At 51.1% G+C, this 17,525-nt stretch carries 7 protein-coding genes; all 7 read right to left on the bottom strand.

The genetic code is table 11. From position 1 onward, the window contains the following. Positions 1-3: 3 nt before the first annotated feature. Positions 4-9,744, bottom strand: a complete 9,741-nt coding sequence (locus tag ACEW8P_RS03195; RefSeq protein WP_373511664.1) for an SdrD B-like domain-containing protein — start codon at positions 9,742-9,744, stop codon at positions 4-6. Positions 9,745-10,489: 745 nt separating this feature from the next. Further along, complete coding sequence (locus ACEW8P_RS03190) at positions 10,490-13,708, bottom strand: hypothetical protein (RefSeq protein WP_373511663.1); 3,219 nt, start codon at positions 13,706-13,708, stop codon at positions 10,490-10,492. A 19-nt stretch (positions 13,709-13,727) separates the two neighbouring features. Further along, positions 13,728-14,801 (bottom strand): NAD(P)/FAD-dependent oxidoreductase, encoded by a 1,074-nt coding sequence (locus ACEW8P_RS03185; protein WP_373511662.1) that lies wholly within the window; start codon positions 14,799-14,801, stop codon positions 13,728-13,730. Further along, positions 14,798-15,502, bottom strand: coding sequence for a (d)CMP kinase (gene cmk, locus ACEW8P_RS03180; protein WP_373511661.1), 705 nt, complete (start codon positions 15,500-15,502; stop codon positions 14,798-14,800). The genes ACEW8P_RS03185 and cmk overlap by 4 nt, the downstream gene beginning before the upstream one ends. Positions 15,503-15,614: 112 nt before the next feature. After that, positions 15,615-16,046: a nuclear transport factor 2 family protein gene (locus tag ACEW8P_RS03175; protein ID WP_373511660.1), complete on the bottom strand. Its 432-nt coding sequence runs from the start codon at positions 16,044-16,046 to the stop codon at positions 15,615-15,617. Positions 16,047-16,116: 70 nt separating this feature from the next. Beyond that, the gene (locus ACEW8P_RS03170) at positions 16,117-16,899 is read right to left on the bottom strand and encodes an endonuclease/exonuclease/phosphatase family protein (RefSeq protein WP_373511659.1); all 783 of its coding nucleotides are present in this window, start codon (positions 16,897-16,899) and stop codon (positions 16,117-16,119) included. A gap of 106 nt (positions 16,900-17,005) precedes the next feature. Next, the coding region (locus tag ACEW8P_RS03165) for a fumarylacetoacetate hydrolase family protein (RefSeq protein WP_373511658.1) at positions 17,006-17,525 on the bottom strand (520 nt) is incomplete at its 5' end.

The following is a 17,525-nucleotide window of genomic DNA, read 5'->3' as shown; positions in this document are numbered from 1 at the left end:
GTCTTATCTGGTTATGGTCATGTATCTGACGTATTGCTTGCCGTTCGAGAGCTTCACTACGTAGAAGTACGTTCCGTCGGGTAGTCCCTGGGCCGTGCTTCCGACGCGGAGGCCGTTGTTGGCGATACCTGTCCAGTCGTTCTTGTAATCGCCATCCTTGTACACCTGCGTCATCCAGCGGTTGTAGATTTCCAGCGTGACCGTCTGCCCGGCTGGCACGTTGCGGATCACGAATACATCGTTGATGCCGTCTCCGTTGGGAGAGAATCCTTCCGGTATGAAGAGTTCCGTACCGCCCGGTATTACAAGTGGGGTAGGCAGGTTCTCCATCGCTTCCGTTGGGTCGCCGTTGCCGTTCAGGTCAGCCAATAGTCCGTTGGTCGAGATATCCGTCACCGTCTTCTCACCCGACTTCGCCATAGCGTATACCCAGTTCAAGTAAGGTGCCGGGCGGCCGTCGGTCGTTACGTTGATCGTGAAAGTCAGTGTGTCGGATGCACCCGCATTCAGGCGGCTGTTCGGGCTCACAAGCAGTTCCACGTCGTTGATGCCGTCGAAGCTCTGGTTGATCGCCAATTCACTTAGATCACTTGCAATAGGCGTGCCAACTTTTGTGAATGTGGCACCTGTTTTCGTATTAAATACCTTCGACAGTGAGTCGGTGATTTGTACGTTGGTCAAGACATCCGAACCGAAGTTCCTTACAACAACCCGGTAGGTTATGTTGTAGCTACCGTTTGACTGGCGCACGGTATCTTTCACCGAAAGTGCCACGCCGATGAGCGACTCGCCCGGTACGTTGTTCAGCACAATGGGTGTAGGTTCGCTGTCGTTGGTCGGATCCATGTCCTCGTCGGGGTCAGGGTTGCTACCAACCGTGGAGCTGTCAGATACCATGACGTTCTCTGAACCCATTGCCGATCCCAACGCCACGTTGTTAAAGGTGGTAGTAGTGGCGTTGCTTACATTTACCCGAACTGTCAGGTAAATATCGCGCACCGTACCAACGGGCAAAGTACTTTCCGAATCGACCAGCAGACCAGTGTTCTCACCTTCTCCGGTGTAGGCGGTGTTGACCGTCAGACCGGAGTCTGCTTCGACATTAATGCCCCCTTGTACGATCGTAGCGCCGTTGCCGAAGGTCTTCGACAGATTGTCGATTACCTGAACATTGGTCAAATCATGCGCACCCAAGTTTTTCACCATAATCGTGTATTTCACATCGTAGACGCCCTTCTCGATTTCGATTGGGTCACCCACTTGCTTGGCTACACCGATGGAGTTTTCACGAGCAACCGGGGACGTCGAGATCAAATCCACCTCCGACTTATCGTTAGCCGGGTTGTAGTCTCTCTGATCCAGATTAGCGATTCGGGCGACGTTTTTGATCGTGCCTTCACCTATAATATCCACCAAGCAGCTAAACACCATACTGTCTCCGGCGGCTATCCTAGGAATCACTCCTTTGATAACGTTGCCGTCGATATCGTAGCCAGTGCCAGCAACGTACTTCAAGCCTTCCGGCAAGATGTCGATCATCGTGACGTTGGTGGCGTCGATCAGGCCATTGTTCTTGATCTTAATCGAGTACGTTACTTCACCGCCCTTCGCCACGGTCTTCTTATCTACTGTCTTGACAATTTCAAGATCCGTGGAATCCTTATCGTTGGCACAGTCGATGATATTCACTTCAACTTTAGCTGGCTCGCTGAAACAACCTGCGGCCGATTTCTCGAACACATAGTAGGTTCCGGTACCCACAGTAGCGGGTGAGGCAACTACATCCGAAGTCGGTGAAGTACCGATCCGATAAATGAAGCTGTTGCCGCTGCCGGGCTGTCCGAAGACAGCTGTCGTCAGATTCACCGTAGTCGATGGGCAAGTATTCCGCTTGTTGGAAACGACTGGACTCATTATCGGAGCATTTACGTTCACAATTACTCTGGCAGAAGGCAATGAAGAACAACCCTCCTGGTTCGTCATCGTCACGGTGTAGGTGCCGCTCGTTTTCACCACGAAGGAGTTACCCGATGCGGCAGTTACGCCATTCAACTTATAAGCGAAGGCTCCTGCGTCCGTTGCGGTAATCGTCACCGAGTCACCCGCGCAGATGGTCAGGGTAGTGGCGGCAGTATCCGTCTTGGCTACGCCATTGATAGCGATACTAGGTCTGATCTTGATCATATCCAGCGTGAGCTTCATCATATCGGAAGCGGCCACACAGTTGCCATTCGAGCCATCGGGATCGTTCGTCATCAGGGTTATCGTCACTTCACCACTCTGCATGTCAGCTAACGAAGGCGAGTAGGTGGCAGTCAGCGATCCGGGGTCACTGAAAGTACCCGTTCCGCTGGTCGTCCACATTCCGCTCGAAGCCGCACCACCGATAGATCCTGCCAGCTTGTAGGTAGTTGCCGCGCAAATCGTGGCATCCGCTCCGGCATCCGCCGTGGCTGGGTTGGTTTCGCAAGGCGTCGTGTTATCACAGTTGGTGATCGTCACGATGACTATCGAAGCTGCACTGAAGCATCCGGTCGTTGTTTTCTCAAATACATAGTAAGTACCGGCACCCGCTTTGGCTGGGTCAGCTACTGCGGCTGAGGTTGGCGTATTACCTGTACGATAGACAAACACACCACCCGAACTCTTCGGTGAACTGGTCACTCCCGTGGTCAGATCAACCGTCTTGAAAGGACAGACATTGGTCAGGTTCTGCGTCAGCGGCTTGACTACCTTCGGCGCTACCGTCACCGTTACTGGTGTCGAGGGGTCGCTCTTGCAATTGTTCGAGGTGCAGCACTGAGCAGTGAACGTCGTTGTGAGGGCTGGCGATATGGTGATGGAGGTGCCCACCAGGCCATTCGACCAAATCACGTATCCGTCGCCGCTGCATCCACTGGCGGTCAGCGTAACAGGGCTGCCGAAGCAGACGTTGCTGGCTGAGGCCGAGATCGTCGGCGTGCTTGGCTTGCCTACGGTAATCGTAGCCGAAGCAGATGGGATGCTTTCGCAAGCGCCCAGCTTGCAGGTCGCCGTGTATGAAGTCGTAGCAGTTGGCGCCACTCGGATGCTGGTACCCGTAGTACCATTCGACCACTTCACTTCGCCCTGACAGCCGATAGCGGTCAGCTTGACGCTGTCACCAGCACATATCTGGTTTGAGCTTACAGTCAGCGTAGGCGCCTCCAGTTTTGTCACACTTACGGTGACAGCATTGGAGATAGGGCTCATGCAGATTTCGTCTTTCTTACACGTTGCCGTGAAGGTCGTCGTCGTATTCAACGCTACGGTGATGCTGGGGCCGGTTTGACCATTCGACCAGACTACCGTATTAGTGCAGCCCGTCGCGGTCAGCGTCACGTTGCTTCCGACACAAACGGTCGGAGAGTTAGCTGAAATAACCGGAGCTTCGACCTTACACTCATTGACTTCGATCGTAATGTTAGCCGTGTCGCTGGCGCATTCTTTCACCAGGCAAATCACCGAGTAGGTTGTGGTGACCGTGGGCGATACTGTGATGCTCGCGCCCGCCGCTGCGTTCGACCATTGCAGGGTACCGTTGCAGCCCGTAGCAGTAATCGTTGTCGATTCGCCAGAGTTGATTGGGTTCTTGGAGGCAGTCAGGGTAGGCTTCACGGGCTCTACGACCGTAATTTTGTATTGGATAGAGCTGGCGCTCTCGCAGCCATTCACTACGCAGGTCGCAGTGTAAGAAGTCGTCATCATTGGGCTTACCACGATGGCTTCGCCCGTCTGTCCAGTTGACCACTTGGCCGTTCCTTCACAGCCCTGGATGATCAGCGTCACACTTTCACCTTTACATAGGCTATCCGTAGAACAAATGACCGTTGGTGGAGGCGTAGTAGTTACGTTAATTGTGATCATCGACTTCTCGCTCACGCAAACTCCCTTGTCGCAGGTAGCACCGTAGGTGGTGGCAGCGGTCGGCGAAACTTTGATGCTCGCACCGGTCATGCCGTTGTCCCACTTCACTGTACCTGTGCAACCCGTGGCGGTCAGCGTTACTTCCTCACCTGAGCAGATGGTAAGCTTGCTGGCCGTCAGTACTGGGGCCGTCGGAGTTCCTACTTTAATAGTTACCACGTTCGACGGACCGCTGGCGCAAGTAGATGCTGTAATCTTACAGATGGCAGTGTAGCTCGTTGTCGTCCTTGGGTTCACTTTGATCGATGCTCCCTCGGTACCGTTCGACCACTTCACTATGCCTGTGCAGCCCGTGGCGGTCAGCGTTACTTCCTCACCAGCGCATATCTCTGGCTTGCTGGCCGCGATGACCGGAGGCGTACCTGCCGTGTTTACGTTAATCATAACTGTATTGGAAGCTGCGCTTTCGCAACCATCCACTTTGCATTTAGCAGAATAGCTCGTCGTAGCAGAAGGGGCGATCTTGATACTAGCTCCCGTCATACCATTCGACCAAGCCACCGTACTGGTACAGCCCGTAGCGGTTAGCGTTACGCTGTCACCAGCGCAGATTACCGTCTTGTCGCTGGCGATGATTGGGGCGGTCGGGGCAGCCACATTGATGGTTACCATATTCGATTCGCCGCTCTCACAAGCATCCGTCTTACAAGTAGCCGTGAAGCTCTTGGTCGCGTTCAGCGTGACGACAATCGAGTTGCCTGTCTCACCGTTCGACCACTTCACCGCTCCCTCGCAACCCGTAGCGGTTAGCGTAGCAGTGGCACCGGGGCAAACTGTCATTTTGTTAGAGGCAATAACCGGAGCCTGAGGTGTAGTCACCTTGATGGTATGCTGCTCAGATTCTTTACTTTCGCAAGTACCCGTCACGCACTTGGCTGTGTAGGAAGTCGTGGTGGCTGGGCTAACCGTAATAGAAGTACCCGTAGCACCATTCGACCACTTCACCGTGCCTTCGCACTCGTGGGCAGTCAGCGTCACGCTTTCACCGGGGCAAATTTCCATCTTACCACAAGTGACAATCGGGGCAGGCCCTGGCTGGCCGATCTTTATCGTGATCGAGGCCGTCTCGCTTACGCACTCTCCTTTCTTACAGAAGGCCGTGTAGGTAGTCGTCTCGGTTGGGGTCACTACCAGCGGAGAGCCGGTCGCGCCTGTTGACCACATCACGATGCCGTTACAGTTCGAAGCAGTCAGAGTGGCACTTCCTCCGGCGCACACTTCGCTCACGTTGCTAGCCAATACCGGCTTGACAGGTGCAGCGACTTTGATCGTAATCGGGTTGGATGGTGCGCTTTCGCACTCACCCACTTTGCAAGTGGCCGAGAAGGTCGTGGTTTCGTTGACCGTCACCATAATTGATGCTCCCGTCATTCCATTTGACCATTTCACCGTGCCATTCTTGCAACCAACCGAAGTTAGTTTGACAGAGGTACCGACACACACGTTGGTTTCGGCGCAGGCAATGATCGGTGGCTCGATGGTTGGGCAACCGACGTTAACCGTCACAGATGCCTCATCATCCTCACCATTGTTGTAGCCATTACCCGGCGTAGAGTCAGGATCTTTCTGATCAGACTTGCTGATCTGGGCAACGTTCTTGATCTCTCCGGTTCCAACTACCTTAGCCTCAAAGGTCAGGGACTTAGTCTCACCGACACCGATGCTGGCGATCGCTCCTTTCAGGATGTTACCCGTTTTGGAGAAATCTCCGCTGGAAACGAATTCCAATCCGGCGGGTAGTTGATCCGTCACTTCCACATTGGTGGCTTTCTGCGGACCGTCGTTCGTTACTTCCAGCGTGTAGGTGATCGTCTCATCCGTTACCGGATTTACCTTCGAGCTTTTCTTAGCCAACATCAGGTCGGCCATGTTGTCCACCTTGATGGTCACGCTCGATGTATCGTTAGCTGTATTGCCTGGATCGTTGTCCGGGCTGCGCACGATAGCGGTATTGGTGATGCTACCCGAAGCAGCATCCTTGATTTTGGCCGTGATAACCAGCACGCGGCTTGAACCGTTCGTCAGGTTGCCAATCGTCCAGATACCCGAACCGTTGTTGTACTCACCGACCGGAGCCGATGAAACATAGGTCAAAGTACTTGGGAAGATGTCTTTTACCGTCACGCTCTTGGCGTTTCCGATGCCCAGGTTATTCACCGTTACCGAGTAGTTGATTTCCTGACCGGGTGAGTAAGGGCCGGGGGTCAGTACCGTCTTGACAACGGCGAGGTCAGAGAAGCAAGGCTTCACAACCACCGTGACCGGAGTCCGCTCGGCGCTTACGCAACCTTTGTCGCTCACTGCCTCAGCGTAGTAGGTAGTTGTGGCCAAAGGCGTCACCACCAGCTTGCCGCCGCTTGGCGTCGAACCGATGGCAGTGCCTCCGGTTTCAGTAGTGTACCACTTGATAGTAGAACCTGGGGCGAAGCCGATTAGCTTCGTGCTCTTACCCAGGCATACCAGAGTATCGTCGCAGGCGACGCCGAAGACAGGTGCAGGCATCGGGTTGATGACAACCGATAACGCGTCCATTTTCGGCACGCAGTTTCCGTTTCCGTCAGGGTCGTTCGTAGTTGCCGTCAGGCTGACATTACCAGAGGCAATGTCAGCCATCGACGGGTTATAGGTAGTGGTTAGGCTGCTCGCGCTGGCGAATGTTCCTGTTCCGGTCGTCGTCCAGGTAACGCCCGTGGCGGTTCCGGTCACTACGGCAGTCACCGAGATGGGTAGTCCGGCGCATACTTCCTGGTCGGCACCGACGGTTACGCCGTACACCAATTGGCAGTCGCAAGGAATGATGTTGACCACAATAACCGCAGGGTTGCTGTAGCAGCCGGCAGGTGATTTCTCGAAGAGGTAGTATTTACCCGCTTTCACTTTCGTTGGATCGGTCACTAGGGCAGAAGTCGTAGATGGACCGACGCGCCACTCGAACACGCCACCCGCGATAGAAATCGGCGAGATAGTGATCTTGGTCAGATCGACCGTCGAGTCAGGGCAGACATTGCTGATGTTGCCGATGCAAGTTGGGGTAGCTGGCTTAGCGTTCACGATCACCGTAATTGGCGTACGATCGCTCATACAGCCTTGCTCCGTCATAGCCTGCAAATAGTAGGTAGTAGTCGAAGTCGGGCTGAGACTCAGCATCTGGCCACTCGTTGTGGTGGCGAAAGCAGTGCCGCCGATGGCCGCATAGTACCACTTGATCGTCACGCCCGGTACGTTGGACGTTGCGCTTAGCATTACTGTTTCACCGACACAAATTTCCTGGTCAGGCGTTACCGTCAGAGTAATTGTAGGACACTGTGGTGCGATACCCGCGTCTATGTTCGGGTTGTTACGCAGCGTATCGGAGACGGGTTTGCTGGTGTCTATAGTAATGACCTTAGTCTTGCCAGGTACTCCACTCGCACCAGCATCGCTGTCCTTGGTAGGATCACTACCTTGCTTTGGCTGTACGAAGGTCTGTCCTGCTCCGGCAATGAAGCGCACGAAGTACTTCCCGCTTAGTAGCGAGTCGAATAGGTACTTACCGCCATTCTTAGTCACCGTGGTTCTGATGGCTACCATTGCCGAATCTTGCAGTTCAACCGTCAAGCCATCGACACCCGCTAATTCGCTTGGATCTTGAATACCGTTGTTGTTGGTATCCAGCCACACGAAGTCGCCGATTGAACCGTAAGGAATCGGCGAAACATTGACTGACTCGTTGTCAGCGTCGTCCTCACCAAAGCCATTGCCGGGAGTCGAGTCTTTGTCCTTAACTTCATTACCTTCGCCATCCTTGGCGTCCTCAATCTGGCCATAATTAGTCAAGGTGCCGCTTGTAAAGTTGGTCGCCACCTTGGCCTTAATACTTACAGATATAGAATCACCTGGTGCCAGTGGCCCGGCAATCAGTGCATTGCGCGACGCGATCTGTCCTGTGGCCGTCCACGATGTATCGGCCAAACTCATTCCTACAGGCAACGAGTCACTCAGCGCAATCTGCGTCGCGGCAATCTCACCCTGGTTGATCACCTTCAAAGTAAAGGTGACAGTATCACCCGGCATGACCGTGGAGGGCTGGTTCACAGCCAGATTTTTAAATAAAGCCAAGTCAAAGACCGGCGCACGGTAGATGCCCGCATCGATGTTCGGGTTGTTGCGCAGCGTGTCGTTGGTCGGCTTACTGGTGTCTATAGTAATGACATTGGTTTTACCCGGCGTGCCGCTTTCACCCGCGTTGCTGTCCTTAGCAGGATCGCCGCCTTTGTTGGGCGCTACGAAAACGCTGTCACCCGGTGCGATGAACTTCACGAAATATTTGCCAGTAGCCAGGGAGTCGAAGAGGTACTTGCCGCCGTTCGAGGTCGTGACCGTTTTGATGACGGCCATCGCCGAATCCTGTAGCTCGACCGTCACGTTATTCACGCCCGGCTCGCCCGCATCCTGAATACCATTGTTGTTCGCGTCGTAGAAGACTAAGTCACCAATGCTGCCGTAAGGAGTCGGTGAGACGCGGATTGGCTCACTGTCGGCATCGTCCTCACTATTGTTAAAGCCGTTGCCGGGAGTCGAGTCTTTATCATCAACATCATCGGCATTTCCGGCGTCCTGAATTTGGGCGTAGTTGGTCAGGCTGTTTCCAGTAAAACTACCGGACACTTGTACTGAGACATCGACAAAAGTCGAGTCACCCGGCGCTAATGGCCCTGGGATCGGTGTGTTTAGAGTCAAGATATTTCCGGTGCCATTGGGGGTCCAGGCGGTTTCGCCGAGAGCGATGCTGAGTCCCGCCGGAAGGGAGTCAGTCAGCGCAATGTTGGTAGCCGGAATATTTCCCTCGTTCTTAACGTATAGCCGGAAAATCACAACATCGCTCGGCATAACCAGCGACGCCTGACTGGGGGCCAGGTTTTTACTCAAAGCCAAATCAAATATCGGCCCATCGACGATCTCGATGGCGCAGCAGCCCGTAGCGGGACAAGAAACACCTACTGTAGATATAAAGGTATAGGAACCCGGCCCCAGAATGGTGAGGGTCGAGTCTTCATTGACAATGGCTCTTGGAAAACCATCGACTATAGTAGTGTCCGTAATTTCAATTCCATTATAAAACCATTTGATTCCCTGATAGCCTGTAGGCACAGAAACGGTAAACTCGTCGCCCGCGAAATAATCTATGGGTACCGAGAAACAGGTGGAAGCTAAGTCATCCTGGTCGAGCGCACCGTCGTTGGGCCATGAATCCATGTCGTCTCCGTCCATGGCAAACACTTCGGCCACGTTGAAGTAAACACCCTGAGCCAATACGGTGGCTGAAATATTTAAAATGGCTGAATCGCCAGCAGCGACCGTGCCGACATCCCACATGCCCGTGCCTGGTGTGTAACTGACTCCGCCGCGCACCAGCGTGTTTCCCAAATACGAAACCCCGCCGACTGGCAGGCTGTCTTTCACCATTACGCCCGTCGCCGGAAGGATGCCGGAGTTCTTGACAGTAATCGTATAAGTAACGACATCGCCGATAGCAGGCTTTGACTTATCAATATTTTTGGTGAGGCTTAGATCAACCTGCGCCCAGGCTGTACCGAGCGTGAGTAGAAATACGGCCACATACGAAAGAATTCTAGCCTGAATTTTTCCGGCAAACATCGACTCAGCGGCTTGCCTAAACAAGGTAGGGCAAGCGATAATCGGAAGCTGATGTTTGGTAAAAGACGCTTTAGCAAAGAAAGAACGAATCGCCGATACGAGTATCGCGATTGTCGTCCCAAGCAGTTGCGTTAGTTTTTCTGGTAGAGGTGAAATGTTCATAGGATTTTCGTTGAATTGACCTGTATTGCATTTTCCTGGTGTGTATCGGGTATCCTTATCGTCAGGTGGCCCCTCTCTATTCATATATAGCCTACCTAGCCGCATAGGTAGTATCCAATGCAACTTCGATAGGCTTTCCCGCACTGAGCGAACGGACACTTTCGCCGCCAAAACTAGTGAACATGCTACATCACCGAACCTAACAAATATATTTGTTAAATACGTGAGAACCAAACACACGCGCCTCATCTTAAATAATTTAGCAGGCTTGCTTGCGGCGGAAAGTCTATTTTCACCTGAGCGTAAATTACCTTTCATGTCTATCGGTATTGAAGTAAGCTATAATTAACAAAATTATAAATCTGATTGCAGCAACGGCACTAGTGAGATGCACTTCGATATATCCCGTTAACAACATAAACTATGCCAAATAACCCATTTATAGAATTCTTGAAATATTAAAATACATTAACCTGTTCGTCAGGCCATTTCGCTATAAATGGCTGATATTCCGCTATTAGAGAAAAGATAGGCTAAATACCCCTAAAAACTCGAAACACTCATTTCCATCGAAAAATACACCTTAAGCTAAAAGGGTGCCAAAAAAGTTACCTTCTTGTATATCACCTTATATGATCCACCCGACAGGTTGCCTTAACAGCCGGACGGCAAAACCTCATGTGAAGCAGAAAAGGGTTGGAACCGAATGGTTCCAACCCTTTTCTGCTTGGCAATTTCGTTTGCCCTAGAAATCGTATCCTAATGTAATATACGGGATAGCCTTGTTGGTGACTCCGTTGTCCACTCCCCAGGCATAATCGAACTTTACGTAAAACCCAAAGAGCATGGTACGTGCTCCTAAGCCATAACCCATCAGATAGGGATTGCGAAAATTAGTAACCGTGGCTCGGAAAGGATCTGACCCCCTGCCGATGATTTCCGTGTTCAAGCTATTCTCTTGGCTGAACGGCCCCTTGCCCGTCCACGCTGTACCAATATCGGTAAAACCGACGATCTGAAAATTGCGCAGGAAATTAGAAGTGATCGGCCCCCGATAGAGGTACTTTATCAGAGGTACCCGGAGTTCTAAATTAGCCAGGACATAGTTGGTGCCCGCCAGACGGTTCAAATTGAAACCCCGCAGATTAGTAGCGAATTCTGTAAAGAAGATATCCCGATTATCGAGGTTTTCGCCAAACGCCAGTGGGTCAACCGGATTGGGACTATCTTTCCGATTTAATATCCAATTTTCCATTCCACCCATAATACTTTGCTTAGGTGCCCTTCCACCCGAACGACTGAATGCCAAACGTCCGGCCAATATCAGATCGCGATGGATTTTCTGGTAGCGGCGCAGGTCGATGCTTAAACGATCGAAATTCTGGAAGGCCTGCCCGATCCCTAATTGGTTTTCGTAACGAACCTTGAAACGGGTTCCCTCCACCATATTCATACCGTTGGTTTCAGTGTTGTCCAACACGAACTCCGCAATGCCTCCCGCATATTGCGTGGAGCGATCAGGCTCCGAGAGTCTGGCGACATCCACTAGGCGTGTTGAGGTAAAAGTAGGGCTGACGCTCACTCTGGCGTAGGCCGAAAAAGGATAGGAGACGGTAGCTTTGACTTGATTGAAGCGATATTTTTGCGTCGCCCGGTTGGCGTCGATGTACAAGCTCTGACGATCTACCCTCAATCCATAATCGATTCGGTGCGTGTTATTGGTGTACTCAGCGAACATATCGCTGTTTCGGAAAGTGGTCGAAATGAAAAAGCCCGCTTTGATGACGTGGTTTTCCAAAAGGTCATTCATCGAGATAGATTGTGCATAACCGAAGCCTCGGATCGGATCGACCCGCCAGTTGGAAGAAGCGTCATTAGCGATGAACAACCCGCGGTAGTCGTAGGGGCCCTTTATGGCAATGTTTTCGCGCTTCCGGCTGCGGGGAATTGGGATTGGAATATTGTTGGCCAAATTCCCGCGCTTCTGCCTGAACTCAAAGGTCTTCAACACGTCTTCGTCAAATCGGTAGTTGTCCGTATCTACTTCACCGGGACGCAATGTTATTTGTTGAGACTCAGGGGTGGCTTCCAGTTTGTCAGCTTGGGTGTCATTCGCATTCCCATCCGTTTGCACTTTTGACTGTCCCCTTGGATTTTTGCCTCTTCCCAGAACTGGAGCATCCAGCGAGGCATTAGGATCAAGACGGTCGATATAAGACATGCTGTACATTCCGTTATCGAGCCGAGAATATACAATTCCGCCACTACCCTGTAAAGTAATGTCCGCACTCATTAGCGAGAACAGGTAGTTCGTAATTTGTGAAATACTCTTGGTTTGCCGATTATACTTGAAGAGATTCTTGATTCCCTTATAGTCTGAAAGAAAAAACACGCTCTCGTCGTTGGCCCGTACGGCAGTTAGTGCTGTGCCAAGCGAATCCACTAGCCGGGTTACTGTCTCCGCCCGAGGAGAACCATCGTGTTCAAACAAGCTTACCGTTGCTTTGAGATTCTTGTAGTTATCTTGGTCTGTTCTCAGGGAATCGGTGGGACGGTTAGAGGTAAATACCACTCGGCTCGCGGAACCTGATACAAACTGTGGACTGAGGTCATCGAAAAGGTCGTTAGTCAGTGGAATCACAGAAGCCCTCGAAACGCTGACCAAATATAGATCGTTTTTGCCGCCTTTATCGGCGCTCACAACGAGCATGGTACCGTCGTCCGATACATCCATAGCCACAATCTGATCTAGCCCCCGAATATTTCGTTTGATTCTTATGACTGGCCGCTTAGTGTCTAACTTATCAAAAATAAAGAGATTCTGACGGTTGTTTTCCTCTACAACCATTGCCAAAGTGTTGTACTTTGTCCAGGCAATCAGGGGGAGCATACTATTTTGCTGGGCATTACCAAGTTGAATTCCGCCCTGCCGAACGACGATGTCACGACCCGTCTCCCGATTAAAGACAGTGACCTTATAACGGCTCTTATGCAACTCACTTACGGCGATCCATTTCTTGTCAGGCGATAGTTTGATGGAAGCACTATTACCAATCTCATTAAATTCATGTAGCCGATAACTCCATGCGGGCGTCGGTTCGATGTATGACTTGCTAGCCTGCTCCGTAGAACTGGCGTAGAATGCTTGCCACTCTTTGAGGAATCGGGAATAGGAAGATATGCCAAGCGTACTAGTGATGCTGGTCTGCTCAGTGCGGATGATTCGAGTCAGATTGAGAATATTGGAAATATTGTCCTTGCCGTAGCGCTCGGCGATGTAGTTCCAAATCGATTGCCCAATCAGTGTCGCGTCTTTCCCATAAAGCAGTGCAGGTTTCTTGATAGGCCGCTTTAAAGTCACATCCCGCATATAATCACTCAATTCAGGAGTCCAGCCTTCGGCGATATACGCCGCAATTCCCGACATGAACCAGTCTGGCAGCGTCAGTAGCAGCGAGCTTTGTAGAGCATCCTTCAGATTACCGCCATACAACATATCATAAACAAACAGCCGGGAAATCTCCATGACCAGCTTCTTGCGAAAGCTGATTTGATCCCCTGTGAAGGCTATTTCGACTCGCGACTGGGCGAGGTCGAGTTCTTGGTCGTCCAAGTCGCCGAATGTGGCCAACCCCATGTTGCTTTGCAGCAATTCGCCGGGAGAGTTATAAAGAAAAATCTTGATTCGGTTGTAAGGTGTGTAACCTAGAATTTCCGTGATTTTATCAAACTCCGTTTCGGCAAACTGAGCCGTAAGCTTGGCCATGCTTGTGCCCCCTTGATAGTGGTAAACTTCAAAGTTGGAGGTTCGGAATATCTTCCAGTCGAAGGTTCGGTACTGAATACGGTTCTTGCCGAATTTTTCCTGCGACGGGTAACGCTGCGCCTGGACGGGGAGCGTAGCCCACAAAACGACGAACAGAACAACGAGATGTCGGGGCTTGAATGGGAGAAATATTTTCATTTGAGCTAGGATGCTGTCTTTAGTGGTCATATAACGAAAAATAGCGGGCAATATTCGCTTCGGGGTTCAATTCTTTGTCCCGACAAAGATGGTTTACAAACTCATCGGCAAAATAAGGTGCTAACGTAACTCCCTTGGTACCTAAGCCGTTAAATATTCCCACAGCTACATGTTCGGGATGGATGCCAATCAACGGACGGCGGTCCTTGCACGACGGCCGAACCCCGGCCCGCTGCCCCTTTATCTCGTAGTTGCCCGTTATTAATAGTCGCAATTTGTTCTCAAGATACGCTTTACCGTCCTCGGTAGTTTCCCAATCCAAGTCATGCCACGAATAAGTTGCCCCTACCCGGTACTCGTTATCTCTCAAAGAAGGCAAGATAAAAATTCCCTGATTGACAATTTTATCCGCAGAATAGTCGCTGAAAGTCACGTCGAGAATTTGTCCCTTCACAGGATTGAACGGAAGCCAGTCAAATAATGAATTCTCGCGGGCATCAAAGCCCTGACAAAGTAGAACTTTTCTGGCAAATAATCCTTTCCAGGAAATGCTATTATCGTTTACTTCCAGATCATTAGCATCGAATTCGCTTTCAAGGTATTGATTATTTTCAATAAAATACTCCCTGCTAAATTTTATGAGTCCACTTAAATCTACCCAACCCGAACCTTTCACCTCCAAACCACCATAAGGTGCATGAACCCCTATTACATCAATCTGACTCTCAGAGCTATTAGCTATATACTTTGAAATTTCCGGTTCAGAAATAAAGGACAAGTAGTTGTCTCGCTCCTCCTGCGAACGGTAGGGACGGTAAATATTTTGAGGATAAACGAACTTACGAGCAAGTTTCTCTTCCAGCCGTTGGTAAAACTGGATAGCGTAGGGGAAAAGCTCATCGGCCAGCCAAGTCTTTACTAACTTTCGACCCGTTAGTGGATTATAAATTCCGGCAGCCACAAGTGAGGCGGAAGGGCGGGAAGAATCATTGACCACCAATACGCGTTGGTGGGCTTCGATCAGGTGCCAGGCCAGGGCTGTGCCGGCAATTCCCTGCCCGATAATAAGGTAGTCATAATCGACCCTCTTCATTTTTTTTCGCGGCGGCGGACGGCCTGACCGATTCGCTCATCAGCCAGCCGCACTACCAACTCTACCTGCTCATCTACGGTCAGATAGGTGGTGTCAATCAACAAGGCATCCTCAGCCTGGCGGAGCGGACTCTCCTCACGGTGGGCGTCGATGTGGTCACGCTTTTGGAGATTGGCAAGAATTTCGGGTAGACCCACCATTTCTCCTTTGGCCAATAATTCGGCCTGACGGCGTTGGGCACGCATGTACGAGTCGGCAGTCATGAATATTTTCAATTCTGCTTCCGGAAAGACGACGGTACCAATGTCGCGGCCATCCATTACTATGCCCTTGCCCTTACCCATTTTTTGCTGTTGCGCTACCATTGCGTGGCGCACTTCTGCTACTGCACTCACTTCACTCACTCGCTCGGACACGTACATTTTTCGGATCTCATTTTCGACGTTCATACCGTTCAGAAATGTATCGTTGCTTTTCGTTTCGTGGTGGCGGCGGAATCCTACCTGAATGTTACTCAACGCTTTGCTAACCTCATACGGGTTGGTAATAGAAATATGATTTTGTATGAAGTATAAAGTAACGGCTCGGTACATGGCACCTGTGTCAATATAAGCATAGCCTAATTCTTTGGCCACATGCTTCGCCGTGGTACTTTTGCCGCAACTCGAATACCCGTCGAGGGCAATGATTATAGAAGACATTTACTTAGTGGACGGTGGTCAATGGACAACGGACAATGACTATTAATGCCGACAGCTTTGCTTGCCACCCCCGACAGAAATCTTGTCCAATCGCGCGAAATAGAGCGTTTGTTTACAGCTTGAAAGCTTGCCGGGCCAAGAGTTGCCAGCCGCTCTTGGTTTTACTCCACACTTGCAGCACACCTAGGTTGGGTTTGCTCACTGTACCATCGGCCAGATTGACCGTACCCGTCATTTTGTGCCGCACGAGGGCCGTATTGCCAACGACACTTACAGTCATGTCGTCCAGGTTCAATTCTTTGTAGACCTCCTTCTCGTCCTTTATGGTACCTACGAAAGTGGCCTTTGTGTCCAAATGTCCGTTGGAATGGCCGTAGGTCATTTCGTCGGCAAAGACTTTGTCCAATGTTTTCACATCCTGACCAACGACCGCCTTCCGCCACATTTCCACGCGATCCAGCACCGCTTTTTCCTCCTTCGACTGCGCCATCGCTACCGAAAGAGTCATTCCTAACATGAGCACGAATAATATTTTCTTCTTCATCTCTCCGTATGAGTTTAGTAATTTGATATTTTAGGACAAGATAAGCATTGTTGGGACTTTCAGTAGATATTTACCAAAATTCAAACGTAGCCAAAATGGGATAATGGTCCGAAGTAGTTGGGTAATCCTTAATCACCTTATACGCTTTGACCCGTACTTTGGTGTTTTTCAAAGCCATGAGGTAGTCGAGTCGATCACCGGAAATACCCTCCGTCCAAGTTGGTAGATAGGAGCCTTTGGCGGCATCCATCCAGTTGTCGTGGTAGGAGAAATAGGGCTGCTCGTTGGGTCGCGCTCCCATATCCATCGCCAGCAACACGGGCTGGATACTCGGTTCGAGCATTCTATTCACAAAAGCCGACTGCAACGCCCGGTCAAACATCGAGGCATACTCCATCCTTACGGTACAAACTCTAAATGTAAATCCTTTGATCGGACTTACCAGTCCACAAGCCATTACGCGCGGGTCAGCTCCCACCGAATGCGGCAGGGACATTTTCTGAGTATTTTCGAAGGACCAGCGCGACAGGATGCCCACCCCGTGACTACCATTACTGACACTATCCGAAGCGGCATAGAGGTAGTGCATCCCGGCCTGCACTGCCAGTCGTCGAAGTTGGTGGTTGATTTTGCCATCCTCCAGCAGACTGTCCACGGCCTGTAAGGCCACAATGTCGGGTTTGTGATTGGCAATAAGCTTGACGACATCGCGAAGGTTAGAATTCCCCCACTTGTCCTCGCCGTGATGCATGTTGAAACTCAACACCTTCACCTCACAAGCCTGTTGAGGCCGCCAGCTCGTCAGCCCGCTAATAAAAGCAATAAAGAGAATTTGTAGAAGTTTCTTTTTCAAAAATATAGGGTCAAAAGTTATGGCAGTTTCCAACCACGTAGGATACTTCGCAACTTACGTGCCAGTAAAGCACCTCCTGTTTACCCGCGATTCCTTCTCCCCTCTCCTACAACGCTTTCCAGGCGATAGCTTCTTGTCTCTGCTCTCCCAGACCTTCTATTCCCAGTTTAACCACGTCATTGGGCTGTAAGTACTTCGGTGGTTTCATGCCCAAACCCACGCCCGAGGGAGTACCTGTGGAAATGACATCACCCGGCAACAGCGTCATGAACTGGCTGAGGTAGCTGATAATTTTGGGAATATAGAAAATCATGTCAGAGGTGTTAGAGTCCTGCACCATCTTGCCATTGAGCGACAGCCAAAGGCGCAGGCTATGCGGCTCAGGCACTTCGTCGGCGGTGACCAGGTAAGGGCCAAGCGGTGCGAAGGTGTCGTTGCTTTTTCCTTTCACCCATTGCCCGCCCATTTCCAGTTGGAAAGCCCGCTCCGAGTAATCGTTGTGTAGGGCATAACCCGCCACGTAATCCATGGCTTCGCCTTCGTCCACGTAGCTGGCACGCTGCCTGATGACTACGGCCAATTCCACCTCCCAATCGGTTTTGGCGGAGTTTCTGGGAATGATTACC

Source organism: Persicitalea sp. (assembly GCF_041751555.1).
Classification (GTDB): domain Bacteria; phylum Bacteroidota; class Bacteroidia; order Cytophagales; family Spirosomataceae; genus Persicitalea.
The sequence above is the reverse complement of the archived record's forward strand: the minus strand, read 5'-3'. Positions and strand labels throughout refer to the sequence as shown.